Source organism: Candidatus Magnetaquicoccus inordinatus (assembly GCF_004217665.1).
In the GTDB taxonomy this organism is placed as follows: domain Bacteria; phylum Pseudomonadota; class Magnetococcia; order Magnetococcales; family Magnetaquicoccaceae; genus Magnetaquicoccus; species Magnetaquicoccus inordinatus.
In genome coordinates this window covers 1-23,258 of the sequence record NZ_RXIU01000031.1, presented here as the reverse complement: position 1 = coordinate 23,258, position 23,258 = coordinate 1, and the positions used below count along the sequence as shown (strand labels likewise).

The window sequence follows — 23,258 nt, the reverse complement described above, 5'->3', positions numbered from 1 at the left end:
TTTAGTGAATTTTTGGCATGAAAAATTCTTGACATCCCCACAAACTTCTGCGCTTGATCACACACGGAGCTTGAGAACCTCCACAATCACCGAAGGCGGACCACCGCCCCCGACAGTTTTGGCGTTTTTTTTTTGTGCCCGAATTCCTGCATGGCCCGCTTTTTGCGCCATGTCCGCCAATACGCTCCGGGGGCAGCCAGTATGTCCAAGCCGCAAGGCCAAAACTGGCAGGCCCAACCTTCGGTGGGGTTCTCAACCCCCGGAGCCTGTACGCTTGAGAACCGTCCAGACTCCGGCAATGTCAATTGCGACCGAAGGAGTCTGCACATGAACACAACCCATCAACAAACCACCGCCTACAACCCTAACGCCTGGCGGGACCACAGCCTGCCCCCAACCAAACCGCATGCCTACCGCTCGTGGCTGTGCCACGACAACCCGATTGATGCCCTGGACAGCTATGGATACAAGGCCATGCGCATGCAGGGTGTGCTGGCCAAACTGGTCGGCAACCTGCGGGAAATTCGCGGCGATCGCGCCATGCCGTTCATCGAGCTGACACCGAGTGACGTTGCTGGCCTGTCCGAACTCCTCGACGCCGTTGGCGAGAAAATCAATCTGGCGATGAACGCGGCTGAGTCGGCCATTGCCACTCTGCAGGAAGAGCGCGAAGAGGCGCTGAATAAGCTGGCTGTTTTAGAGCAGACAATTGCTGGGGGTGCGAAATGAGCCAAGACACCCAATACCGACTGGAATCAACCTTTCTCACGCCGGAAGAACCCGCCAGACAGAACAAGCAGTTTTCCATCGCCCTGGCCGTCATTGGCCGGGCAATGCAGGTGGCCTACCTGAAACACGTCCATGATGGTATCCCAGCCGATTGCCCGGAGCGGCAACAGCTCTCCTTTGCCATTGGCAACCTGTAGATGCTCACCAAGGTACTGGCCGGGAAAAGCGGGATACCGGCACAGCATGATCTGTCTGGGAAAAAGATTCTGGTCTCTGACGCCCTCCAGGTACTGCGCCAGGCGGCTCAGGATGGGCAGATTGATAAATTTTTTCTGGCTCAAATCGGCCATGAGTTCATCACCTTTGCTGGTGCGGAGGTGGGGAAATGAGCGAGCGACTCCCTTGGGGAAGGATCAGATCGGACCTCCATACGATTCCTGCCGTTGGAAAAATGTCCCTGCGAGCCTGCAAACTTTTTCTCATTGCCCTCACTGTCGCTGCCGGTAATGGTGTTGGAAGTGCGGACACTGAAGCGACTCCGGCAGATTTGCTATGGCACGCCAGGGTCAACCCAAAAGCCATGGACGAGGCCCTGGCTGCCGGTGTACTGCAGATCACCGACAACGGCACTGTGGCCCTGGCCAGATTTGTCGCAGCGCCCGTGAGCTCTGGATATGAGCGGGTGAAAAAGCACCGGGAAGGGAAAAGACAATCAACCGATCATGATTCATCGCCAGAGCCGGTTGCTGCGGTGGCTGCTGAACCTCCCCAGCCAGAGCCAGCGCCTGAGCCGATCACCACCACCAGCGAGGCGGCCATCGTGCCGCCTCCCCCCTCTCCACCAGAGCCGACAATTGATGCAAGTGTGATCCTGCCGGATGGCCTACTGCCTGCAGAGATCCGCAGTGTTGGCCTGATTGTGGGAGATTTGCCGGCCGACAAACAGCAAGAGGTCGTAGACGAACTGGCGGGGAATATGGAGGATGGCTCGGTACGTACCAGCAAACTGGGGATGCTGCGCAAATTTGCCGGATTGGCCAGGATAGGTAATTTCGCGCCAGAGAAAGGGATCATGATTGCGGCCCGCCGTGCGGCTGTAGCGCGCAGCGCTGACCAGGTGCAAGCATGCCAACAGATAGCCCGCCAGGAAAAGCCGGTTGATGTGCAGGCCATGATTATTGCCACAGCAAGGAAAAATAAGGGTATGGCTGATATTTTTGCCAGAATGCAGGAGGCGCTCAATGACAATGCAGCGTAAAGTCACAAAAGGACAAATCGATGCTGCTTTTCAGATGTTGCGTGATGCAGCAAGCAATAGAGAGATAGATCCGAAAGCGTTAGCCGATCTTGGCAAAGATCTCATTATTGCTGCTGGCAAGCTGGCCAAGCTTGATGCAGAGCACCACTCAGCGCTGTGCTCGACATGTGCTGACGTCTGGTGTCCTTGGAAAATAGATTGATTCAAAAAAAATGCACCAACCGTAATTTTTTCTTTTGACATTACCGGCAAAATAGCGAACACAGCGGAGAAATCCTTGATAGATTCTCGATGATTGCCATGTCCGCTCAAGGGGCAAGGATTGAAACAGATATTCCTGGCCGGGTAATGACGGTTCTGGGGATTCTGGAAGCAGAGCAGGCAGAGCGCATGATACGCTATGTGTCGTCCCAGGAGCAAAATCGGCTGATGGAGCTGATTCAGCAGTACGGTTTAACGAACCAAGGGATCGCCGACAGGACGGCATCGACTCGCTCTACTGCAGAGAGATGGAGTGGTAATCCATGGTCTTCCCGTCACTCGCCAATACCAAAAAATAAACTGCTTTTGCTAGAAGCGTCGATCCGCAACGACCCTCCAGGGGTGCCATCTGGGGAAGGAAGACCGAGAAGACAAATATACGTAGACAGACCAGTTGCTTAAACTGAATCGTGCGTGTTTTCCATCCAACCATAGTTTGTTTCGTTAAACAAATTTTCATCCCAATAATGCCTGTTTCCGTTGTTCGGAGCAGGTACTGGCGCATGCCATAGATACGAAGAATCGTCCAGAAGCCACGATGGGTACGGGCGTGGAGGATGAAACCCAACACCATCAACATAATGATACCCATTGCCGGCATAATTTTTATTGATTGGTGTTCCTCCAGAGAGGTGTATGCCAGCAACTGTGTTATACGATGTCTGTATGCACTTTTTACCGAACAGTGCTGAATAATGCGCTTCCATGTCCAAAATATCACTTGTTTTTACTACTGATTCTACAACATTATTTTTATCAAGAATCGCTATATGTCCCATATCTACCACCATATATCTCCTGCCCCTGACGTGAAAATATACACATGATACCCTGGCCTACTGGTAGCGCTATACGTATAGCTCAGACCTTGATCTATATGTGTAATTTTGCGGTATTGAACTGAATACGCAATAATTACGACACCTGCGCCTCCATTTCCCCCGCTGTATTCTGTATACGAAGGATGCCCGGCAACGGCACCACCTGCCCCGCCAGCGCCTTTGTTAGCAGCACCATTGTCACCAGCGGCAGCAATATGGGCATTCCCTCCCCCGCCAATACCACCATTTCCTGGGGTGTAAGAAGCAAAAACAGATCCTCCTCCGCCGGGAGCATAATATTCAGTTACGCCGGTTATAGTGCTGGCTTTGCCATTTCCACCGTTTCCGGCACTACTGTTAGCAACACCGTTTCCTCCGGCTGAATCAGAACCACCGCCGCCACCTGTCACAGACGAGGCCCCATTTCCTCCATTCTTTCCTTGGCCTGGAGTTGTTGCCGGTGTGTTGCCATTACCGCCAAGATTCGGGCCGCTACCGCCGCCACCTGAGCTCCCGTCACAGCCTGTACGGGGTGTTGAATTGCCACTACCGCCGCCGCCACCGCCATCGGCAGTAATATTATCAAATGTAGATGGTGATCCTGACGACCCCCTGGAAGCGCTTGATGTAGCTCCTGCCCCACCGGCACCAATCACTACTGTGTAATTAGTTCCTTCAGAGACTGATTTATTTAGATCTTCTCTGTCTCCACCTCCGCCACCTCCGCCCCCTTGACCACAACCACCGCCGCCACCACCACCGACAATTTTCGCCTCGACTGTGGATGGCGATGGCAATCGTCCGCCAGAAAAAAACGCTTGAGCAGATCCGCAAGCGTGCGTTGTCAAAATGGGCGACATAAAATAAATCAGGTCGGATACTATCGTCTGATCTTTTTTCGTAATGACTGGCTTTGCAGCAAACGCCTCGCTGTTGATTAACCCTGCCGCCAACGCAACACAGAAAAATATATTTTTTATGTATTTGCGCATAACATCACCCGTATTTGGCCACAGACGCAAGCACGGAAAAACTGTGCGGACTTGTCGCCGCGCTGGTTTTGCGGATTGACAATGAATATGCGTCAATTGCGTTGGCGTTGCCGCTTGTCGGAGCACTCCCCCCCTGCCACTTGGTCGTGACGTTGGTTGTTGCACCGTCAATCATGATTGATGTCGCATATTTTGCCGACGCCCCATTTGCACATAAAAACACGACTGTCAGTAACTCACCAACAGCTAGCATGCTTGACAAAGTTGTGCCGCTGTTACCCCTGATGTTCAAGGCAAAGTTGGCCGTGGCTGATACCGTAAACTCTAAAACTTGCTGAGTGAGCACGTCAAAGTTTACTGTTGTATCTGCCGCTGTGGCTGAAATTGTGATTTTTTCTGTCACTTCTTTCAGATTAAGCCTGCCAGAAAATGTTTTCGCTCCCGAAACAGATTGATTTGTCAAAGTATCCATCGCGTCAGTCAAACCAAAGCCGGAAACCGTTGTTGGTTTGTCAGTAATACCAGTCCACGTTGTAGTACCTGCCGGGCCTGTGGCACCTTGCGGGCCTGTGGCACCAGCATTTCCGGTATCTCCTTTAATCCCCTGAATTCCCTGTGGGCCCTGTGGGCCTGCCGGGCCAGGATCCCCCGTGTCCCCCTTTGGACCTTGCAACCCCTGAATTCCCTGAGGACCAGTCGGGCCAGGATCACCCTGTGGGCCCTGTGGGCCTGCCGGGCCATCCAAACCAGCCGGACCCTGCGGGCCTGTGGCACCTGGCGCTCCTGTGTCTCCAGTGTCACCTTTTGGACCAGGAATCATATTAGACTGAATCAATTGATCAAGTTGATCAGCAGTCAATCCAATAAAATCGTTACCACCTGCAGGGTTTTCTCCGCTTGATACGCCTTCCACCCACACACTACTCATTCGACTCTCCTGGTCACGTCATGGGCAACAATGAATTTTCCAAACAAAATTGTTTCAATTGTTGGCACATCGGCACTATTGTCAACCAACTGAATGTCGTAATAATAAACGCTTGGCGGTATTTCCGTTTCCTCACTTGTGAAACGCAAATACCCAAGGCCAACCAAAGCTTCTGTATCACCTTCTTCAAATGTAAATGTTTTTTTCAAAACGGCATTATCATCTGAGTCAATAATGGATTTTTTTGCTGTAAACAGAATTGATCTGTTCACTAAATTGATTGCAACACCATCATCGTCTCTTACAAAAATTTTTCTTTTAATCGTGTCGCCACGAACAATTGAAAAATTTGCATTTTGAGTAGTCATATGGTCCCCGTGTCTAAATTGACATACAGCCAGTATTAAATATATGAATAATTGATTCCGCCACTGTCGAAAGTGTTTGTTCCGGTTGGAACAATACGAACTTTCGTCAGATAGTTGCCACCAGTGATTTCTTTTGAATATGCAAATTGGCTCAGACTTGAATTTGCTGGACAACTAAGAATTCCGCTAATAGACCACACATTGTCTAAAATTTTCGCCAGCATTACCTGTCCACACCACAATGTTGCCGCTGCGCTTGAGTAAGTTAATCGTGCGCCAATACCGCCATTATTTTCATTTACCTGTGATGCCCCAGACATCACAGATCCATAATAATTTGCCGACATGTATCCCTGCGCGCCACCAATCTGAAGCACGAGATTGTCTGTTCCAGACAAACTGACACGATCAAAAGACACTGTCACCCTGGTTGCTGTTGTAGGAATACCAGTAAGTTCAACTGATGTCCCTGAAGTAGTCGAATATCCGGGCCCACTCGTTTCATGTGAGGTTGGTGTTGGTACAACTGCGGCCACGCCAGATCCGTCGAACCCTAGTAAATATCCAGCGGTACCGTTTTTTAAGTGGGCAGTTCCGATAGATTTGGCAATCAACCCAGACACCACATAAAACGCCCCACCATCGCACACAATAGTAGCCTGCTGGTACTGTGCAGATAAACTTAACGTGGCGGATCCATCAATTGTTTCAGATCCGCTTGGATCGATTGTGATCGTGCCTGTGCCAGTGTTTTTAATTGTGCATGACCATCCATCGCCCAATGATGCTGCTGCAGACAGAGAAAATGTGAACGTGCCATTGCACAGAAAAATGCCATCGTAGTCAGAGATCGTCGCTGTATAATTGCTTGTTTTAGTTGCGAACACTGAACCAGACAAATTTCCAGCCACGAACCACCCGTCATTGCCCGCCGTCCTCTGTTTTATCAGTCCAGTGGTTGTATCAGCCCACAATTGATGCGGATACGTCGTGGCCGGCTCAGTATCTCCCGACGACTGACTGACAAGAGCCTGAAGAGCGGTATTCACTGCAGCTCGATACCCGGCACCAGACTGATTGCCGATATTCAAATCACTTTGCGACATGTCTACACCTGATCCGCAGTAACTGATAATGATGAAATAATGACATCCCGTATGCCATCTGAAAGCAGCTCAACCCGAAACCGCACTGCCCTGGCGTTAATCTCTGTGCTGTCCAGCCGATGCCATGGCGTCCATATTGGAGACCCCCCAGGATCATCGTCGGTCTGCGAGTAGTAGACTATGACGTTGCTGTTTCCAACCAACCCGGAATTTGATGGGTCAACAATCTCAGCCGCCACCGAAGATGTGAGCCGCCTTTTAGAAACCGATCCCCAGTCAAACTCCTGCTGCAAATCAAAACTGCCACCAGCAACAATTCCGCCTTCCATTCCAACATCAACATACTCAATACCGTCGATATCAGGCCAAGAATCGATGTTTGATGTGCTATCGAGGCGCAGTTGTCCAGACTCGATCACGGCACCGGTGCCGGACCCATAGAATGTCGGATCAAACTGAATCGTGTTGGAGCTGCTGAACGTAAACAGCGATACTTGCTTGGTTGACACGCTCGCTACGGATTCCGCCTGGTTGCCAGATGAATCGTAGATCATCCCAATATATGTTCCCGGCTTGAGCGGCAAGACAGCCACCGTTTGATCGCCGCTGATAGCATCACCGATTGCGGTTGAGTGCATCCAGCTTGCGCCGGTCATGAATGGAGACCACCGAAACATGACCTTGCCGCCGATCCGAACATCAAGATCTGGCGACCGATCCCACCGCAATACAGCCATTCCACCAGATGCTGACATGGACAGGCCGGTCATCACGGTTGGAGGTGTTGTAAGCCCGGCAATAGCCACTCCGTTGATGTACGTGTACTCACTGTTGCGGCCAAACTGGTTGATGGCCTTGACGCGGAAATCGTAGGTACCCGGTTGCACGTCTCGCCACGAGTAAAACAGGCTCTCAGTACTGCCTATTGGCTTGAACGATGTCTCGCTTGAGAGTTTCTGCTCAAGTTGATAGCGCACAACAAAAGCGTCTGCTGCTTCCGTCCAGGTAAACTCAACCTCGCATTTGACCCCGGAGCTGCCAGATGTAGAGTATAGCGATTCAAAGCAGGAAAAGTTTGTCGGTTCTGCCACCAAAAATGGATCCGGTATGGATGAGCTCGGCACCAGATTTACAGAAGGCATCGGGCCAGGTGCGTAAACTGCAGCATTGTATTCCGCAAGAGACAGGGACACTTCATCGTTTGGATTGGGGACAACTGCCATGACTCTGAACTGTTTGCTTGTCCATCCCATCATCGCATGGCTGATAGTGATCACGTCGCCCACTTCACATAACAGTGCCTCCGGGAATGCGTTTACCTTGGCCATCACTGCATAACGTGATTGATTCAGTACTTGCCATGCAATTGCCGTTGCCCGATAGATCGAGCACGTGTAAGGCAGCGATATTTGTTTCTCTAGAACTGCCCCGCCATCAACTGCCCTGAACTCCAAAGAATCAGCCGTAGCGACATCTGCAGACCAGCCGTTAGCCGCATTGTAGATCGATGCAGTTACCCGGTTGAATTTGCCTGTCTTTCCGTTTGTGGTCACCTGCCACGACCCGACCATATTGTTCTCGGACAGCACAAACGCAGAGGCCTCCGTCACATCATCCAGCACAATCTTGGATTTTAACCCGCTCTGGATCCAGATCCCCACACAAGATGTCAGAATTGCTTTGACATTGTTGTACACAGTCTGCGCAGTATCAATCACACCATCGCAGGCGTATTTAGCATAATCGTAATGGGTAATTGTCAGAGTGCCGCTTCCGGCATTAGTCAGAGAGATGGCGTTAACGGCCATGGCGTTGGCCCATGTGGCAGCCAATTTGATTGCCTCATCGGCTATCTTGATCACATAGTATGTCGTGTCGGTCACAAGCGGGGATGGCAGCGCACCTGTAGAGCTTACGCGCACACCGTCACCATGCTCGAACGGCGGGAAACTTTCTGTCGATGAAAACGCGATGTTGTCACCAATCATTGTTGCTAAATATGACACACTTTCTTCAGTTTCTACTGTGTTGTCCCCAGACGTAGTCAACACTGTCCACGAGTGAATAATAGAAATTGATCCATCGCCAACACTTGTTAATTTAATCGTCCTGCCAGCAGACGCATCTGCAGACGATTTTGCTAAACCAATTGTATTATTTGCTAATTTTATAACGTAATATGTGGTTATTTTGTCAAGAGGTTCAGGCACGCTACCACTTGATGTCACAACTGCTGTATCTCCTGTTTGTAACGTGTGAGTTCCAATTGCAAACCTTAAATTACCAAGACTAAAGTTGCACGAAAACTGCGGTGTCGGAGCTGGGATTCTCGTTTCGCAAATCGATGCAGCAGCAGAAAATGAAACGTCATCAATGGAGCTTGTTGAGAGGCCTTTTCCGTAAATCTGATTGGTGAGCAGATCCCGCACCGCCAGGACCGGGTTGTTGCTCCATGCCGATTGGCCGGTCCTTGGATCGTACAGGGTGCGCCCCCTTACATGCGCTGTGATGACAGGCAGACCCCGAAAAACTGACGAGTTGTATTTGACACGAACGTATAAATAGGCGAGCCCGGATAGCTTGCAAGTTGAATCCCAACCTGGGACATTGGCCACCAAATCGGGGTCTGCTGGGTCGTTTGGCGTGCCGAGGTGTTTGTAAATATCGACAAGACCTGTAAATTTTGCATCGTTTGAATTTGTCCCATCAATATAGACCGTATCGATTGCCGCAATTGGACCTTCACACAGCACGATCACTAAATGCAGATACTCTTTTTTCGCGCCGGTGACTGTTGGCGGCATGATTAATGCCCCGCCGACCTTGCGCGAGCCATAAACGACCGGGATACAGGTGACTGTCGCTTGCTCGTTGAGAAGAATGGATGAAGCAGATGAATTTGAAACTGGGTTCTGATTACTGTCACCACCAAGCAAAGAACGCGCGCCATAAGAAACGGCGGCGCCTGCTATAGCGCCAGCGACACCACCTGTAAAAGAAGCTATTGATACTGCTGTGGCTAACCCGATTTCTCCAGCCATCACTGACCCGATCAACATACCACTTTCAGCAAGCATAGCAGCGCCGACATATGCAGCCGCCATTTCTGCGGCACCATACGATGCAACTGCAACTACCGCGCTAACAGCCACGTCTTTCTCCGTTTTCAGTTCAGAGTTTTACAAACAATGGTCTCAACCGGGTCATACCCGATATGGATCATCAAATCAGTAAAATCCTTTCGGAATTTTGACCCAAAAAACACCTTCTTTACCCCTGCAGATTTTAGTGTTTCTTCTGCAAACTGAATGAATCGCATAACGCTGCGTCCTGTGCGTGCCGCCTTGGTCATGAAGATGGCATCATTCACAGCCCGGTAATAATCCCGGTAATGAGGGAACGGTTGGACAACAAAAACCATATACCCAACCATTTGGCCATCTTTGCGAGCCACGATAGTCACCAGTTGCCCAAGCCGATCAAGAGCAACGAAATATCCGTGATGGATATTCATCGCCATGTCTGCCTGCCCAATCTCGCTGTAATGCTCAATACCAAGCGCCTCAATCTCCTGGTGGACATCGAAATAGCGCACAGATTCAAACTGCAACATCATGCCCCCCACACCACGTCCGGGTTTTTGTTGGTTACAAATTTGAAACTGTTGTCGTTCGGGAAATACCTCTTCATATCGTTGTTGTTCGTCATCCGGCCTGGCGCACGTAAGAAATCGGCAAATTCAGAGCTAACTTTTGCTGTTACCGTGCACCCTCCAGATGGATCATCGGCAATCTCGATGTCCCCCGTGAGCCGTCCGCTGAAAATGCAGACAGGAGTGCCGATCAACTGGTGGTCTGCATAGTTGATGAACGCCTTGTAAATCACCACTTGGCGATCAATAAGTGGCTTCTCCAAGGCAATTGCAATCCACGATTGATCAACGCCAGAATAGGACAGCGTGACGGTCGGAATGCTCATGTCAAAAGACTCGGACAGCCCCTGCACAGACAGGAAATGGCCATTCATTTGATAAGTGTGGCCGTCCCATGAAATACTCGCCCATGCGTCCGTCGAACAGATCGACACGTCATCCAGATTGACCTGCACCAGCAGCGCTGGCGCGTTTCGACTTTTGCGGATTTCTGCAATCCACTGCGCATCAGCCCCGCGATCCATCAGAATGCCTCAACCATCTGCAGCGAAAACACGAACATCTTACTTGCCCTGTCATCGTTCCCGCCTCGGTTGGTCACCTGATATTCAAACGTGTCTGATCCCAAAGAGAGTGTAAAAGGAACATTGTTGACCGTGATGGCCGATGCGTCTGCAGGCGATACCATCAATCCTGGAATAATCGATATCGTCGCGTTTCCTGTTTCATCTGAATCGCAATCATCGGCAACCTGATAGACTTTGCTCTGCCCTGCAACATGCAAATAATCACCTGCCTTCAGAATGCCGGTTACGCTGTGCGTCCAACCGCTGGTGACAATTGATGTTCCGGTTTGATCGTCACCCGCCACCACAGGCGTCCCTGTGGCTACACCGAGAGGCGTTTGAAACACAGGCAGCGTCCACGTAAAAACCCCAGCACGGCCCTTCTGTGCCGCCACAAATGCGGAAATCGGCGCAAACTGCGCCCTGGTCATCGGTGCCCATGTTGCAGACAATGCCCAGCGTTGTGCGCCAGTTTCGCGCACGCTGAGATTCATCGCCTGAGACTGTGAGACGCGAGTCGGCTGCACCGACTGAATCTTGAGATCAGCAGGCGCTGGAGATGTCGGAAATGCACCCATTATTACCCCTGAGCAATGCCCATTCGGCCAGTGGAATTAGCGGCCTGATTGAATATGCCGACAATCGTTGATGCGTGTTGGCGCAGAGTGGCCTGTACGGAACGTGCATCAAGCGCGTTGACAGTGAAGTTGACGACTATCGGAGATGCTGCAGCTTGCTGCACGACCGGAGCAGATCCGTTCGGGAGTATGGTGCCGCTCGATGATGGAACAAACCATTCTGGTCCTTCCTCGCCAACTATGTACGGATGTCCGCCAGAGACAGGTCCACCAGATGCCTTGAACAGCCCGCTTGCCCAATCGCCCATGCTTTTTCCAGCACCGCTGAATAGTGCATTACCCATTTGTGCCAGAGGGCCGGTAATGTTCTGCTTGATTTGAATCCGGATCATTTCTGTGATGATAAAATCGGACAAACTTTTGAAATCCATCTTGCCTGTTTTGACGAAATCAACAAGCGCATCCTCCATTTTGTTGAAGGTGCCGGAGATCACGCTGGAAATATTTGCCGCCTTGTTGGTTGCTGCGTCTGCGTATTCCTGGAGTGCCTTTTGTGCTCCGGAAGAGAGCTCGCGCTCACGGTTGTAGCGGTATTCGATAGCTTCAAGTTGCACTTGGGTAGCGCGTGCAGTTGTCGATGTCAGTTGATTGATGTACTCATCGCGCTGCGTCTTGAGCTGACCGCCATAAGTATTTGCTGCAGATTCAGTAGCGATCAGTCCAGATTTTTCAGCAGCTCTGATAGCGTCTCCAAGCCGTTGCTGTTCCTTCTTTTCCAGATTGAATTTGGATAAAGCCAACCCAGACAACTCCATTGCCCCTATTTGGTCGTACAGAGCGTCGGTTTCCTTCTGTAAAGCGTCTGCATAATCCAGCTCAGATTTGCCAAGTTTTTCACCTTGGATTCTCTTGATGAGATCAGTGGCGTCTGAAAGGTTAGCCTTTGGCAGGTTTGGCTGCTTGTTATTCCACTCGGCAATCCGCCTGGCATGCGCCTCCATGGCGGCATACTCTCCGAGTTCAAGTTTTGTGGTCTGTTCGTTCAGGCCGGTGAGATAACGCTCCCACTCTGACATTTTGTCTTTTGCTGCGGTGGCCGCCGAGTCACCTTTTCCTAATGCGGCCTGCAACAGAGCGTCTGTATCTGTTTCCCCTTTTTGTTTGTTTTTCCTGCCCGCAGCGCGATCTGCTCGGCTTTTGGCTATATCTTCGCTAAACAAAGTCTGGCTTTCTCTGGCTGCAGCCCTTTTGTTCACATCTACAAGTGCCGCGACAAACTCATCACTTGGAGAGTTTTTATACCGCCAGGTGGTAACCATTAGGTCCATGGTTCCAGCCACGTATCGTGATGCCTTTTGGAACGCATCAATAATCGTTGCAGACAAATCGACTATATCGTTTGCAATGTCAGCAAAAGTTCCATCTTTTCCCCATTTCTCAATTTGCTTGTTGATGGCCATCATCAGAGTTTCCCCTTTTGCCATGGCATCATTGAAATCACGCCACGCAGGCACAACGGCATTAGAGAAAGGCTGAAGCTTTAATGTATTCCTCGCGTCAAGTTTCTTTTGTACTTCAAGTAGTTTCCTTGCTTCATATGCTTGCTCTGCTGTGAGTTTTCCTTGCAGTTCTTCTTGTTCCGCCAACTTGTTTAACATGGGGATCAATGTTGCGCCGCTCTTGCCGAACAACTCCTGCGCAACAGCAGCCTTTAGCGTCCCGCTTGTGATGTTGTCCATACCCTTGGCAACGTCAAACATTACTTTGCCAGAATCACGAATGCTGCCATCAGCATCCCGAACAGACACACCAAGAGCTTTGAAAATGGCCGACGTTTTCTCCCCTCCAGTAGCAGCGTCCACCTCAACCTTAGACAGTTTCGCCAACGACGCTGTGACGGTCTCCATGTCTACGCCTGCAGATTTTGCCGCCAAACCCATGCCGGACAGTGACTCAACAGATGCCCCAGACTTTGCGGCAAACTTGTCCATCTCGGCGGCAGATTTGATTGCGCCTTCTATCCCGGATTTGAATTTGTCATAAGCAAAATATCCGGCAAAACCGACGACAGCTTTGCTTGCAAGACCCATCGCCATGGTGGTCACCCGCTGGATATTACCCATAGTGGAATTCACCAGCGCCTCAGCGCGATTCATGCCCGATTCAAATCGGGCAATGTTCGCCTCAAGATCAATGCTGAGTCTTGCGATACTGTCGCTCATCTCTTTCCTTTGCCCCAACCAAACAGACTCATAATTTTTTTGCTGCGTGTTTGTGTGTCATCTGGAGCATGCACATCAGGCGATCTTGCCCACGGCATGGCATCGACCAGCTTCATGGGTTCCCCATTGCCTCGAAACATATTGACGATCGTTGCCATGATCTGCGCCAAGGCAAAATCACGTCTTGCATCAGGTAGCCAGTCGATGCGCATGAACGCCATCCACTCAGTCACCTGTGCAGACGTGAGCCTTGACAACAAAATATCAGGATGTTCTACCCCCAGGGCCAGACACAGGCGGAATATGGCTACCCGGTCTGGCCTGGATCGGAGTTTTTTTCCGCAGCATCCTCTTCCTGTTGGCCGATCCGATTCAGCTTGATCACCGCATCAGAGATCACCTCCAATGCTGCTGCGGATTTTCCAGCCACTGTGGTCAGATCGGTGTCGCGAAACATCCGGTTTCCACCCTCATCCACCACCGAAAGAGTGGTCAGAATAGCGGGAATACCAACAGCAGGCGCTTTATCCTTCACCAACTCCTGAAACCGGTTACGCTCTACACCAGACCATTCCCGAATTGGCACCTCACCACCCCATTGAGGCACACTAACCTGAACTGTGCCCAAATCCTGCGAATCCAGAATCTGCTCCCTGGTCAAACTCATTTTTGAATACTCCCACAATTACGCCCAGGTCACCGGACCAGACAACCGAAGCGATGCGCTCCGCTTGAACGTCTGGTCAACACCGCCTGAAGCAGAGAAACTCTTTACAAAAGCCGAAAAGGTAGCCGTGTGACCATCTGGAAGCTCCAGTTTGAATTTCTTCAGAGCACCAGAAGTTTGCGCCGCAGCAAGAGCAATCTGCCCTGGATCGTCCAGATAGCCGTTCATTTCAACGCTCACATTTCCGCTATCGGCCAAACCAGCTACGAACTCCTTTGCAGTTGAACTCAGGTTGGTCACATCAATTTCTGACGATGCACCGTCGAACCCAGAGAAACTCTGCACCTCCGTGATCTCTGTCAGAGTGGTCGGCGTCACCGTGCCACCACTTGACCAGGCTGTGTACGCAAGCGCATCCACACCCGCCAAGGTGATGATCTTGTTGGCCGATTCGATGTATTCCACCACAAACGTCCGTCCGTTAAGTTGCGTGGTGCCGGTGATGTCGGCAATTGCCACCACGTCACCCACCGATAACCCAGAAACACTCGATTGCAGCGTTACCCGGCATGGGTTGGTCAGACTGACTGCTGTGATATTGTTGGCAGAACCAGAAGCGGTTCCTATGGAAAGGGTTGATCCTTGTGCTGAAATAGCATTGCTTGGCATGTCTCACTCCTTGTTGTGCCAGAACGAATAATCAACCGAAACGCGGTGTTCTCGCGTTTCGGGTTCAAACAAATCCTGCGAAAGTTGTCGTACAGCCTTCAGGTTAGATGCTGCAATTGCATCATCAAGTGCCTTGGCGGCTTCCACCACACCAGCATAGGTCTTGTCGTACAGGTCAAACTGGATTCTGGTGTTCACAAGTGAGACGGAACCATTCAAATTCGTCTCAGGTACGCTGGATACCCGGAAATAGGTAATAAATGGCGTTTGCGTGTCATTCGGAGCTGCGTGCGGGAAGATCCTCCCGCCAGCTACGTCGGCAGCTATAACCAAAGCAACGATTTGCTCTTGCAGTGTGGTCATTTGACCGCCTGCTGTTTTGCTTTCTCAATGCCATTGGCCAGGCTGTTGCGGAATGCCTCAACCGCTGATTCTTTTTTTGCTTCGTATGCCGGACGCAAGAATGGCTTGGGTTGCATTCTTTTGGTGCCAAACTCCACAAAATGAGCGTACCAGGCATCTGCGGATAGATTCTTTCCTGTTTTTCCAACTTTCCGCAGCTTCTTTCCTTTGCGAACAATCACTTTCATTGCCTGCATGGGCCCTGTTGATCGTTTTTTGTTGCGGGTGATAGATACGGCTCTTTTCAGTGTGCCTGTTACCACAGGTGCCTTTTGTTTGGCTTCGTTGCGGATCACTGCAGCAGCAGCGTATACAGCAGACCGCAAGCTGTTCTGTTGGATTTTTGCAGGCAACTGCTTTAGTGCGTCAGAAACCTCTTTTAACCCATTCGCTTTGATCTCAATCATCTTCCCCGCCCTCAATCACCGTAAACTTGATGATCCCATTGTTGCGATCAGGAATGACTGCCTGTATTGAGAATGTCCGCCCATCACACAGGATGCGAAACGCCGATGAAGCTTTTGGGTTTGCCAACTCCGAGTTGTACCGGATGACTATCTCCCACGTGGTGGCCGACACAACCCGGCCTGATACCACCTTCTCCTGTCCACGGCCAATTTTCAGTGCCGCCCACACAGTGACGATGTTTTTCCAAATCGTGACTACATCGCCAAACGATCCAGCCCCTGGCCGGCGCGCCTGAAATGTGGCACGGAAATTCAACTCGCCTGCGTTCATAGTGCCCACACGACCCGGTACGGGTCCAATAAACCATCCATGAATGATACTTGAGAAACGGTTTTCTCTGCGTCAGCTTCACGCTGTTTGTATGCGCTGGCCACCGTCCACATGATCCACTGCTTGATTGCAGACGGAACCACAGACTCATTTGCATACCCTGCCGAAAACTCCACCTCCACCGCATTCAGTTGCGGCATCGTAACAGGCCAGAATCGACCGAACGGCAAATGAATCCGTGCCGGTTCACTGCGCATGTCAACGATGTATTCGCCAACTTGCATCTCTTTCCATTCGCCATTTATCCCCAAATACCGAATGGCATGCACTTCGACTGCCGGTGATTTCGGCAATCTGATTTCGTTCCCAGGGTAAAATGTCCCTGAGTCCGAATCCATCGGCCCCCTTTTTGGAAAGCAATCCAGAGTCAACAGCCATCTGGCGGTCATCAATTGCCGCCCCGTCAATTGTTCCGCTCGCTCCCGTGCCGATGAAATCAACATCATAATCAGCGCATCTTCCTCGGTTCCATCCACGCGCAATTGCAGCTTGGCTTCCTCCAGGGAGACAGGCTCCATATACGGAGCGGTAACGATGGATAATGATGCCATTTTCAAAATCCCTCAAAAGAAAAGGGGCCGGTTACCCGACCCCTTGTATTGCACGGTGAAACAAAATTATCCGATCACCTGCCGCACCGTTGGAACATTGCGACGGGTCGGTTCATACGACGGTTCAATGCCAACAACCACCGCAGAAACAACGCTTGCGGCAGTTCCGGCAGTGACCGACAAGGTGAGGAACGTAAACCCGTTTTTCAGGTCGAGATTGCGTGCGCTTGCCTTGAAAATCACCTGCTGATTGCTACCATTTCCGGCGAGAATTTGCCGCATTGCCAGGCCGGTCACATCCTTGGCACCAGATCCATTGGCATCGGTCGCCTGCTGGATCTTGGCGTCCAGGGTGCCGGTCGCCGTGATCGCGCCAACAGACAGCGCAGCAACAAACCGCGTAAAACCCTTGGCATCTGTGTAACCGGTATTGGTTGAACCGGGAGACAGCGACGCGGGATCGATCTTGCCGACAACGGCCAGACCTTCAGTCTGCATCCCATGAACCCCCGCCAATTGACTGGTGGTCAAACCGGCCACTTGCGCCGCCGACAAGCCATCCAGTTGGGAATCCTGCAAGGAGTTCAACTGGTCTGAACTCAAGCCGTCCAATTGCGTATCAGCCAGACTGGTCAACTGCACGGAAGTCAAACCGTCCAATTGGCCGGCGGTCAAGCCAGACAATTGCAAAGATGTCAGACCATTCAACTGTGTGGCCGCCAACGACGCGAATTGCGCCGCCGACAGACCATCCAATTGCGTATCAGCCAGACCGCGCAGTTGCGTGGATGTCAAACCATTCAATTGCACGGTGGTCAAAAGGGCCACCTGCGCAGAGGTGACAGTATCCAGTTGGGAATCAGCCAGTGCCCCCAACTGGGCAGAAGTCCATGCCTGGACCTGGGTGTCAGTATAAGCCATTTGCTATACCCCCACCCTTACCGCGCACCCAAGCGAACGAACGGAGACAGCTTATTCGATCCCTTGTTCGGCGTGATGGTGGAAGAGATGCGCGGCTTGCCGTCTAAGCGGAAGGTGGTGCGGAATGCCGTCACACCCTGATCGAACCACAAATGCATGCTGCTTGCCGTCTGCACACCGCCAGCCTTGGTGATGGTCCGATAATAGGCCAGATCAAGCAGATTGATGTCACCGGCACTGCCGAACGACTCTGCCTGCTGCGATACCATGATCGGACGACCCAACAGCAGGCCATACGGGCTCCCCTTGAATCCATCGCCGGTCAAAGGAGACGATGGCAAATAGATGGGGATGCCACCCAGGGTGAGGGTGAGCAATGACGGAAGCACATCGTTGTTCATCATCCAAAACGACCGGCCAAAACTTCCAGCCGGAAGAGCCGCCAGCATTTTGGTGAGGTTGATAGCCAGCAGCGTACCGCTGGCCTGCTCGCTTTCTTTGACGATGGTCAGCATAGCATTGGAATTCATACAGCCCAACGGTTGCAACATGCCGGTGCCAAACAGAATGGCCTCGTTCGTCTTCCACCGAATCGCCATCGATGTCTCTCCCTGCAGGTATCCACCCAAAGCAGACGAATCCTCCATCAGTTCATCGGTCACCGGCACCACTGCGCGGAGCTTGTTCAACCGCAAGCTCAATTGAGTGATGCTGACCTTGCTTTGCGTGGCCGCCTCGGCCTCTCCATCCCAATATGCCTTGATACCCGATGGACCCCACGGCGTGGTTTCGGAACCGGGAAACAACATGTTGTTGGAATTCTGCAGTTCGACGTTGGCCGTCATCGGCAACATTGCATCCTCGCCCAACGACAAACTGAAAATCTCAGCAGACATGGCCGGAGGAATCAGAAAACCACCATCGGCCCCGGTGCCTTCATTGCTATACGAAGTCAACGACGCATCGAAAGTCAAGCGTCGATCGTGTTCCTTTGTCACCGCTGCCACTTGAACCGCCTGGGCAAACTCGCCGAGGTTGTTCCATCCGCGCTTGCCATCCGTCGCGTCGCTGGCCTTTTCGCCCGACCCATACGTCGAAACGCTGGCTCGAGCCGCCGATTGCTGTGCCGGTGCATTGCCAGCCGCCATGCGTGCCGCCTGACTCAATACCGTGGTGGTCGTCGAAGCACCGCGCGCCTCCAGGGTTACCAGCTCCATTTCCCGATCAATGGCATCCTGCAGATTTTTCGCGGACGACACCAACGCGGAATGTTCACTGACTTCCTGATCGGTCATGTCCCGATCCTCAGCCAATGCGGTCTCCTGAATGGAACGCGCAGCATCAATTGCCGCAGTCTTGCGCTGCTGCAGCATCAACAGATTTTTACTCATTTCTTTGTACCTTTTCTTTGATTTTTACTGCTTTTGAATCTGCCGACGGGCAGGCACTACGCGGATCGATGGATCCGTTATTTGATAATCGAAAGCATGCGGGAAGCCGCGTCCAGCTTGGGTGTGCGCGCGGTAGTCATTGCCGCCTGTTGTCCCGACTGCTTGATCTTTTTCTGCATGTTCTGGATGAACTCGCCAAACGTGGCCACTCCGTCAATCATATTTTCAGTAACAGCGTTTTTTGCCAACAGTATGCGACCTTGCCCCATGCCATCACGCACTGATGCCACTGGCATTTTGCGACCTTTGGCAACAGCAGACACAAATTGCCAATAAATCGCATCAACTTGACTTTGTATGTACTGACGACACTCTTCATCCAGGGGTGAAAACTTATTGCCCTCGACCTTGAATTTGCCGGCAGAGATCAGCGTTGGTGTCAATCCAGCCATTTTCATGGCCTCTGATTCATCTAAATGACAGGCATAAACACCAATCGACCCAACCTGGCCAGACGGCGTACAGTAAAACTCGCTGGCCGACGTGCCAATCCAGTATGCAGCGCTGGCCGCAATCGGATTGGCGAAAGCCACCACAGGCTTCTTGCACGCCTGGATCTCAGAGCACAATTCCTGAACGCCAAAAGTAGACCCGCCAGGAGAATCAATGTCGATCATGATTGCGGAAACGGATGGATCTGCTGCAGCCGCACGAAAAGTTTCCGCAAACTGCTGCAGGCCTGTCACGCCACCGCCTGATATATCGTCAGGATCACCTCGCGGCACCAGTACCCCGTACAACGGCAGGACAGCGATCATTCCGCCGCCAGAAGATGCGGCATTGCTCTTGCGCTCTGCACGCATAGCCTTGTCTGCAGCAATCTTCATCCGGTCATCTTCAGAGATTTTACCGCCAGCAGCCCATCGATGCAGCACAGACTGCATAACAGACAACGACTCTGGAAGAATGGCCCATGTGTTTCGGTACAATTCAGCCAGCAAAAAAGCGCCTCTCACGGATTGATACCTCCCATTTTCGACAACAACCGGATCGATTGATCCTCCAACCAACTCACTGCACTGGTACCGCCAGTCAACAAAAAGGATTTCATCACCTCGCAATATCCTTCTGCCATCTCCATCCCGACAGCCATGGACTCTGACACGTATCTGGCATGGCTGCGATATGTCAATTCAACCGATTCATCCAGAGACTTGCCCGATTCTATAGCTTTGCGCATTGCCAAAACCTCTTTGCGGGCCACCCTGGCGATCACTGCCATGGCGATACTTTCAAGCGCCATCGGCACGTATTCATCAACTTCATCAACCGCCAAAATTTCCATCTCTGGCTTCCCGGCAATGATCTTTTCCCGCTTCTTTCTGGCCTGCTTCACTTTCGTCGTCCCGCTTGCCGCATCTTTCTCTGTCTGCCCGATTCCCGCCGGACCCATATTCATCGGCTGGCGCGGCTCATCAAATTCTGCACCAGGAAGCGGATTCAACCCCTCATCGACACGCACCTCGTTGACAGATTTCCACCCGGCGAAAATAGCTGACTGGTTGAATGCCATCCGACTGGCGGCATCACCGCGCAACAGGTTGGAAAAGTCAAATTCCGCTTCCAGACTTTCTCCACCCGGTTCATCAATCAGGAATTCCGTCTCGATCGACGACTCCCACCGCTCCAGCCATGGCCGCATGGTATGAATCAGGAAGTCCAGGCTCTGCTGTTCGATATTTGAGAACGAAGCCTTGGATAAATCGGCCAGCATGTGCGGCGGCACCCGAAACAATCGGGCAATCTCCACCACCTGGAACTGTCGCACCTCCAGGAATTGTGCATCCTTGTTCGATACCCCAACTTCGTGATACTTCAACCCGCGATCCAGCAGCATGATCTTGTGCCGGTTGGCTCCGGATATGTGCCTCTGGATCTCCTCCCTGTGCTGGGCCCGCTGCGCTTCCGGGATGGTGCCGGGGAATTCGATCCACCCGCCGGTTGGTTTGCCGTCGTTCTGCCAGAATCTGCCGCTGTACCTTTGTGTCGCCAATGCCGCACCGAGATTGTCGGCGGCCAGTTCGATCGGCGACAATCCGCGATACCCGTCCGATGACAATCCGCGCAAATGCCAGATCTGGTCACGATGGACAATCTCGTTAGTCCCATCCGGGAACGACACTTGATACCGAAAATCGCCAGACTGCATGACTTCAAGCCGCACCCGGTCAGGATGCAACGGAATCATGGCAACGACATTCCCGCGAAAGTCCGTATCGAGAAAAGCATAGGCATTGCCGCGAAGCGTAAGATGTCCCATCAACATCTCGCGAAACTCGAATGGCGTCTGCCAGTTGTTCGGCCTGCGCGACAGTATCCGGTACACCCAATGATCGGTAACCAGATCAAACCCGCGATCCGCACGCCGCCGCTTCAACTGAAACGGCATGCTGGCCATCGTCTCCGCCAGAATGCGCACGCACGCAAACACGGTGGACAACTGCATTGCAGTCTCTGCCGTCACAGGAACGCCACTGACCGACCGAAAAAACGATGGCATATACCAAAAATCACTCACTGGAGATCGTTCTGCCGATGCACCAAAAAAAAGCGATTTTACTTTGTCTGCAATCCACATAGGTCAATCGCCTCAGCAAACCATCAGTTGCCAATTCGGATCCAACTCGTTTGACTCTTCCACAAGAATCGCTCTGGACAGCGCCATGATTAACGCGACGATCCCGTCAATCTTGTTCTCCGGTCGTTCTTTGCGTGGGAAAATGTTGTCCTTCACATCCCGATGCGCCACCACATTTGACGCCATCCAGGACAAGACAGGACAACCGTCATGCGCAAGTTTCTTTTCCAACACCAGCGCCTCAAGATGCTTCATAGGCTCGGAAAAATTGCGCACCGTCGCACCAACCTCAAGCATCGGCATGCCTTCCGCCATCATTTCCTGTGACAACTGCGTTGCTTGGAATGGATCGAAAGCTACTGCTCGCACGGCAAATTTATCTCGCATGTCCAACAGATCCGCCTTGATCCAACCGAAATCAAGCACATTCCCTGGGGTTACAGTTATGCGCCCCATCCGCCTCCAGCCTTCGTATTGAGCATTCCCTGACCGGTCTACTGCCGCATCCGGCAGATAGAATTTCATGAACACCGCAAACCTCCCGGCACCACGTGAGAACACTAACGCCATGGCGGCCACGTCAATCTTGCTCGCTAGGTCAAGACCAATCCAGCAAGGCATGCCGGAAAATTCTTCAATCCTGAGATCCGCTTCAGCACACTTGTCCCACGCCCGCATATCCATCCATGAGACATTAGCAGATACCCACTCATTCAGATGCTTGGTCAGGAAATTGTTCACTGCAGATGGCGTCCGCATCGCCTTCTTCTGTAGTGCCGTCACCACCTCTGGCCTGACAGATATTCCCCAGCTTGGGTTGGCCTTTTTCAGTGATGCAACCTTGGTCCAGTCGTCGCCTTCATCCAGACCGTAGATAATCCCAAACTGGGTATCGTCAACAAATTTCCCGGCCAATACATTGATGACGTAGTTGCGCAACTCATAGCAAATGCCGGATCGATTGCTTCCTGCTGTCGTGATCACCCACAACAGCGAGTTGTCACGTTTCCCTGTTCCAGTCTCGACAACATCGTATATCACCCGCGTCTTGTGCGCGTGCAGCTCGTCGATGCAGCCAAAATGAATGTTCAGACCATCAAGCGAGTAGCCCTGGGAAGACAACGCCCGGAACGTTGCGTTCATCGCCAGACTGAAAATGGCGTTTGCCCCCACCTCAGCACCAAAACTCTGCATCAGAGTTCTGGATCTCCTGGCCATGGCTTGCGCAGCGCTAAACACGATCTTTGCCTGGTCTCTAGTGGTTGCCAGCGAGTACACCTCAGCACCAAACTCGCCATCAGCCAGCAGCATGTACAGGGCCACAGCAGACGACAGTGTCGATTTGGCGTTGCCCCTTGGAACTTCGATATAAACCCTTCGGAATCTTCTGGTATGATCTTTCCGGTTTACCCAACCAAAAACAACCATGAGCGCAAAAACCTGCCACGCTCCCAGTTTGATCAGTTTCCCAGCCAACGGCCCCTTAATGTGCGGCAGGCACTCGATAAATCTACACGCCGCATCCCCAGGCCGAATTTCAACCCCTCCAACCCCTTGCATCGGTGGGTTGAATTCATATTTCGAGTTTGGGGCTGAGAACTTTTCCAGATCGCTCAAGTGCCTGGCACACGCATTCTGGACGTGCCGACAGGCCGTGATTTTTCCAGAGACAACTGCCTGGGCATACCGCAGAGCAACGCCCGCATAGTAAGATCGGGCCGCCACTCATCCCTCCGATTA

27 protein-coding genes are annotated in these 23,258 nt (G+C 51.9%); 5 read left to right on the top strand and 22 right to left on the bottom strand.

Features of this window, described 5'->3' with window-relative positions; translation table 11 throughout:
- The first annotated feature begins 327 nt into the window (after nucleotides 1-327).
- The 5 genes from EJP87_RS04460 to EJP87_RS04440 all read left to right on the top strand — a co-directional run bounded on the left by EJP87_RS04460 (nucleotide 328) and on the right by EJP87_RS04440 (nucleotide 2,189).
- Entirely contained in the window at nucleotides 328-729 is a 402-nt protein-coding gene (locus EJP87_RS04460; RefSeq protein ID WP_130470662.1) for a hypothetical protein, read from the top strand.
- The gene (locus tag EJP87_RS18350) at nucleotides 726-926 is read left to right on the top strand and encodes a hypothetical protein (RefSeq protein WP_130470661.1); all 201 of its coding nucleotides are present in this window, start codon (nucleotides 726-728) and stop codon (nucleotides 924-926) included. Before EJP87_RS04460 ends, EJP87_RS18350 begins: the two co-directional genes overlap by 4 nt.
- Nucleotides 927-1,118, top strand: coding sequence for a hypothetical protein (locus EJP87_RS18345; RefSeq protein WP_130470660.1), 192 nt, complete (start codon nucleotides 927-929; stop codon nucleotides 1,116-1,118).
- A gap of 62 nt (nucleotides 1,119-1,180) precedes the next feature.
- Complete coding sequence (locus tag EJP87_RS04445) at nucleotides 1,181-1,987, top strand: hypothetical protein (protein WP_130470659.1); 807 nt, start codon at nucleotides 1,181-1,183, stop codon at nucleotides 1,985-1,987.
- Nucleotides 1,971-2,189 (top strand): hypothetical protein, encoded by a 219-nt coding sequence (locus EJP87_RS04440; protein ID WP_130470658.1) that lies wholly within the window; start codon nucleotides 1,971-1,973, stop codon nucleotides 2,187-2,189. The genes EJP87_RS04445 and EJP87_RS04440 overlap by 17 nt, the downstream gene beginning before the upstream one ends.
- Before the next feature lie 457 nt (nucleotides 2,190-2,646).
- On the opposite strand, the gene EJP87_RS04435 is transcribed toward EJP87_RS04440, so the two are convergent.
- The 22 genes from EJP87_RS04435 to EJP87_RS04330 all read right to left on the bottom strand — a co-directional run bounded on the left by EJP87_RS04435 (nucleotide 2,647) and on the right by EJP87_RS04330 (nucleotide 23,135).
- Entirely contained in the window at nucleotides 2,647-3,039 is a 393-nt protein-coding gene (locus EJP87_RS04435) for a hypothetical protein (RefSeq protein WP_130470657.1), read from the bottom strand.
- Entirely contained in the window at nucleotides 3,030-4,061 is a 1,032-nt protein-coding gene (locus EJP87_RS04430; protein ID WP_130470656.1) for a glycine-rich domain-containing protein, read from the bottom strand. Before EJP87_RS04430 ends, EJP87_RS04435 begins: the two co-directional genes overlap by 10 nt.
- A 4-nt stretch (nucleotides 4,062-4,065) precedes the next feature.
- On the bottom strand, nucleotides 4,066-4,989 hold the full coding sequence (locus tag EJP87_RS18895) for a collagen-like domain-containing protein (RefSeq protein WP_130470655.1): 924 nt from the start codon (nucleotides 4,987-4,989) through the stop codon (nucleotides 4,066-4,068).
- Complete coding sequence (locus EJP87_RS04420; RefSeq protein WP_130470654.1) at nucleotides 4,986-5,357, bottom strand: hypothetical protein; 372 nt, start codon at nucleotides 5,355-5,357, stop codon at nucleotides 4,986-4,988. The genes EJP87_RS18895 and EJP87_RS04420 overlap by 4 nt, the downstream gene beginning before the upstream one ends.
- Before the next feature lie 35 nt (nucleotides 5,358-5,392).
- The gene (locus tag EJP87_RS04415) at nucleotides 5,393-6,463 is read right to left on the bottom strand and encodes a hypothetical protein (RefSeq protein WP_130470653.1); all 1,071 of its coding nucleotides are present in this window, start codon (nucleotides 6,461-6,463) and stop codon (nucleotides 5,393-5,395) included.
- 2 nt (nucleotides 6,464-6,465) lie between these two features.
- Complete coding sequence (locus EJP87_RS04410; RefSeq protein ID WP_130470652.1) at nucleotides 6,466-9,615, bottom strand: phage tail protein; 3,150 nt, start codon at nucleotides 9,613-9,615, stop codon at nucleotides 6,466-6,468.
- A gap of 14 nt (nucleotides 9,616-9,629) precedes the next feature.
- On the bottom strand, nucleotides 9,630-10,079 hold the full coding sequence (locus tag EJP87_RS04405; RefSeq protein ID WP_130470651.1) for a GNAT family protein: 450 nt from the start codon (nucleotides 10,077-10,079) through the stop codon (nucleotides 9,630-9,632).
- Nucleotides 10,076-10,639 (bottom strand): hypothetical protein, encoded by a 564-nt coding sequence (locus tag EJP87_RS04400; protein ID WP_130470650.1) that lies wholly within the window; start codon nucleotides 10,637-10,639, stop codon nucleotides 10,076-10,078. Before EJP87_RS04400 ends, EJP87_RS04405 begins: the two co-directional genes overlap by 4 nt.
- The gene (locus EJP87_RS04395; protein WP_130470649.1) at nucleotides 10,639-11,259 is read right to left on the bottom strand and encodes a hypothetical protein; all 621 of its coding nucleotides are present in this window, start codon (nucleotides 11,257-11,259) and stop codon (nucleotides 10,639-10,641) included. The genes EJP87_RS04400 and EJP87_RS04395 overlap by 1 nt, the downstream gene beginning before the upstream one ends.
- A 2-nt stretch (nucleotides 11,260-11,261) precedes the next feature.
- A complete protein-coding gene (locus EJP87_RS04390) occupies nucleotides 11,262-13,481 on the bottom strand; it encodes a phage tail tape measure C-terminal domain-containing protein (RefSeq protein ID WP_130470648.1) in 2,220 nt (739 codons plus the stop codon).
- Nucleotides 13,478-13,714, bottom strand: a complete 237-nt coding sequence (locus EJP87_RS04385; protein ID WP_420886843.1) for a phage tail assembly protein T — start codon at nucleotides 13,712-13,714, stop codon at nucleotides 13,478-13,480. Before EJP87_RS04385 ends, EJP87_RS04390 begins: the two co-directional genes overlap by 4 nt.
- A 74-nt stretch (nucleotides 13,715-13,788) precedes the next feature.
- On the bottom strand, nucleotides 13,789-14,148 hold the full coding sequence (locus tag EJP87_RS04380; protein WP_130470646.1) for a hypothetical protein: 360 nt from the start codon (nucleotides 14,146-14,148) through the stop codon (nucleotides 13,789-13,791).
- An 18-nt stretch (nucleotides 14,149-14,166) separates the two neighbouring features.
- A complete protein-coding gene (locus EJP87_RS04375; RefSeq protein WP_130470645.1) occupies nucleotides 14,167-14,817 on the bottom strand; it encodes a phage tail tube protein in 651 nt (216 codons plus the stop codon).
- 3 nt (nucleotides 14,818-14,820) lie between these two features.
- On the bottom strand, nucleotides 14,821-15,180 hold the full coding sequence (gene gp17 / locus EJP87_RS04370) for a tail completion protein gp17 (RefSeq protein WP_130470644.1): 360 nt from the start codon (nucleotides 15,178-15,180) through the stop codon (nucleotides 14,821-14,823).
- The gene (locus EJP87_RS04365; protein ID WP_130470643.1) at nucleotides 15,177-15,626 is read right to left on the bottom strand and encodes an HK97-gp10 family putative phage morphogenesis protein; all 450 of its coding nucleotides are present in this window, start codon (nucleotides 15,624-15,626) and stop codon (nucleotides 15,177-15,179) included. Before EJP87_RS04365 ends, gp17 begins: the two co-directional genes overlap by 4 nt.
- A complete protein-coding gene (locus EJP87_RS04360) occupies nucleotides 15,619-15,957 on the bottom strand; it encodes a phage head closure protein (RefSeq protein ID WP_130470642.1) in 339 nt (112 codons plus the stop codon). The genes EJP87_RS04365 and EJP87_RS04360 overlap by 8 nt, the downstream gene beginning before the upstream one ends.
- A complete protein-coding gene (locus EJP87_RS04355; RefSeq protein WP_130470641.1) occupies nucleotides 15,954-16,568 on the bottom strand; it encodes a head-tail connector protein in 615 nt (204 codons plus the stop codon). The genes EJP87_RS04360 and EJP87_RS04355 overlap by 4 nt, the downstream gene beginning before the upstream one ends.
- Before the next feature lie 66 nt (nucleotides 16,569-16,634).
- Nucleotides 16,635-17,489: a hypothetical protein gene (locus EJP87_RS04350; RefSeq protein ID WP_130470640.1), complete on the bottom strand. Its 855-nt coding sequence runs from the start codon at nucleotides 17,487-17,489 to the stop codon at nucleotides 16,635-16,637.
- A 17-nt stretch (nucleotides 17,490-17,506) separates the two neighbouring features.
- Nucleotides 17,507-18,880, bottom strand: coding sequence for a phage major capsid protein (locus EJP87_RS04345; protein ID WP_130470639.1), 1,374 nt, complete (start codon nucleotides 18,878-18,880; stop codon nucleotides 17,507-17,509).
- A 77-nt stretch (nucleotides 18,881-18,957) separates the two neighbouring features.
- The gene (locus tag EJP87_RS04340; RefSeq protein ID WP_130470638.1) at nucleotides 18,958-19,896 is read right to left on the bottom strand and encodes a S49 family peptidase; all 939 of its coding nucleotides are present in this window, start codon (nucleotides 19,894-19,896) and stop codon (nucleotides 18,958-18,960) included.
- Entirely contained in the window at nucleotides 19,893-21,518 is a 1,626-nt protein-coding gene (locus tag EJP87_RS04335) for a phage portal protein (protein ID WP_130470637.1), read from the bottom strand. Before EJP87_RS04335 ends, EJP87_RS04340 begins: the two co-directional genes overlap by 4 nt.
- Nucleotides 21,519-21,530: 12 nt before the next feature.
- Entirely contained in the window at nucleotides 21,531-23,135 is a 1,605-nt protein-coding gene (locus tag EJP87_RS04330; protein WP_227657451.1) for a terminase large subunit, read from the bottom strand.
- Nucleotides 23,136-23,258: the final 123 nt, after the last annotated feature.

Coding starts and splice junctions, on each gene's coding strand:
- EJP87_RS04445 (WP_130470659.1), top strand. CDS start 1,181: ATGTCCCTGCGAGCCTGCAAACTTTTTCTCATTGCCCTCACTGTCGCT.
- EJP87_RS04350 (WP_130470640.1), bottom strand. CDS start 17,489: ATGGCTTATACTGACACCCAGGTCCAGGCATGGACTTCTGCCCAGTTG.
- EJP87_RS04395 (WP_130470649.1), bottom strand. CDS start 11,259: ATGGGTGCATTTCCGACATCTCCAGCGCCTGCTGATCTCAAGATTCAG.
- EJP87_RS04440 (WP_130470658.1), top strand. CDS start 1,971: ATGACAATGCAGCGTAAAGTCACAAAAGGACAAATCGATGCTGCTTTT.
- gp17 (WP_130470644.1), bottom strand. CDS start 15,180: ATGACCACACTGCAAGAGCAAATCGTTGCTTTGGTTATAGCTGCCGAC.
- EJP87_RS04335 (WP_130470637.1), bottom strand. CDS start 21,518: ATGTGGATTGCAGACAAAGTAAAATCGCTTTTTTTTGGTGCATCGGCA.
- EJP87_RS18895 (WP_130470655.1), bottom strand. CDS start 4,989: ATGAGTAGTGTGTGGGTGGAAGGCGTATCAAGCGGAGAAAACCCTGCA.
- EJP87_RS04400 (WP_130470650.1), bottom strand. CDS start 10,639: ATGGATCGCGGGGCTGATGCGCAGTGGATTGCAGAAATCCGCAAAAGT.
- EJP87_RS04415 (WP_130470653.1), bottom strand. CDS start 6,463: ATGTCGCAAAGTGATTTGAATATCGGCAATCAGTCTGGTGCCGGGTAT.
- EJP87_RS04380 (WP_130470646.1), bottom strand. CDS start 14,148: ATGAGTTTGACCAGGGAGCAGATTCTGGATTCGCAGGATTTGGGCACA.
- EJP87_RS04390 (WP_130470648.1), bottom strand. CDS start 13,481: ATGAGCGACAGTATCGCAAGACTCAGCATTGATCTTGAGGCGAACATT.
- EJP87_RS04420 (WP_130470654.1), bottom strand. CDS start 5,357: ATGACTACTCAAAATGCAAATTTTTCAATTGTTCGTGGCGACACGATT.
- EJP87_RS04345 (WP_130470639.1), bottom strand. CDS start 18,880: ATGAGTAAAAATCTGTTGATGCTGCAGCAGCGCAAGACTGCGGCAATT.
- EJP87_RS04435 (WP_130470657.1), bottom strand. CDS start 3,039: ATGGTGGTAGATATGGGACATATAGCGATTCTTGATAAAAATAATGTT.
- EJP87_RS18345 (WP_130470660.1), top strand. CDS start 927: ATGCTCACCAAGGTACTGGCCGGGAAAAGCGGGATACCGGCACAGCAT.
- EJP87_RS04405 (WP_130470651.1), bottom strand. CDS start 10,079: ATGATGTTGCAGTTTGAATCTGTGCGCTATTTCGATGTCCACCAGGAG.
- EJP87_RS18350 (WP_130470661.1), top strand. CDS start 726: ATGAGCCAAGACACCCAATACCGACTGGAATCAACCTTTCTCACGCCG.
- EJP87_RS04355 (WP_130470641.1), bottom strand. CDS start 16,568: ATGGCATCATTATCCATCGTTACCGCTCCGTATATGGAGCCTGTCTCC.
- EJP87_RS04460 (WP_130470662.1), top strand. CDS start 328: ATGAACACAACCCATCAACAAACCACCGCCTACAACCCTAACGCCTGG.
- EJP87_RS04360 (WP_130470642.1), bottom strand. CDS start 15,957: ATGAACGCAGGCGAGTTGAATTTCCGTGCCACATTTCAGGCGCGCCGG.
- EJP87_RS04375 (WP_130470645.1), bottom strand. CDS start 14,817: ATGCCAAGCAATGCTATTTCAGCACAAGGATCAACCCTTTCCATAGGA.
- EJP87_RS04365 (WP_130470643.1), bottom strand. CDS start 15,626: ATGATTGAGATCAAAGCGAATGGGTTAAAAGAGGTTTCTGACGCACTA.
- EJP87_RS04430 (WP_130470656.1), bottom strand. CDS start 4,061: ATGCGCAAATACATAAAAAATATATTTTTCTGTGTTGCGTTGGCGGCA.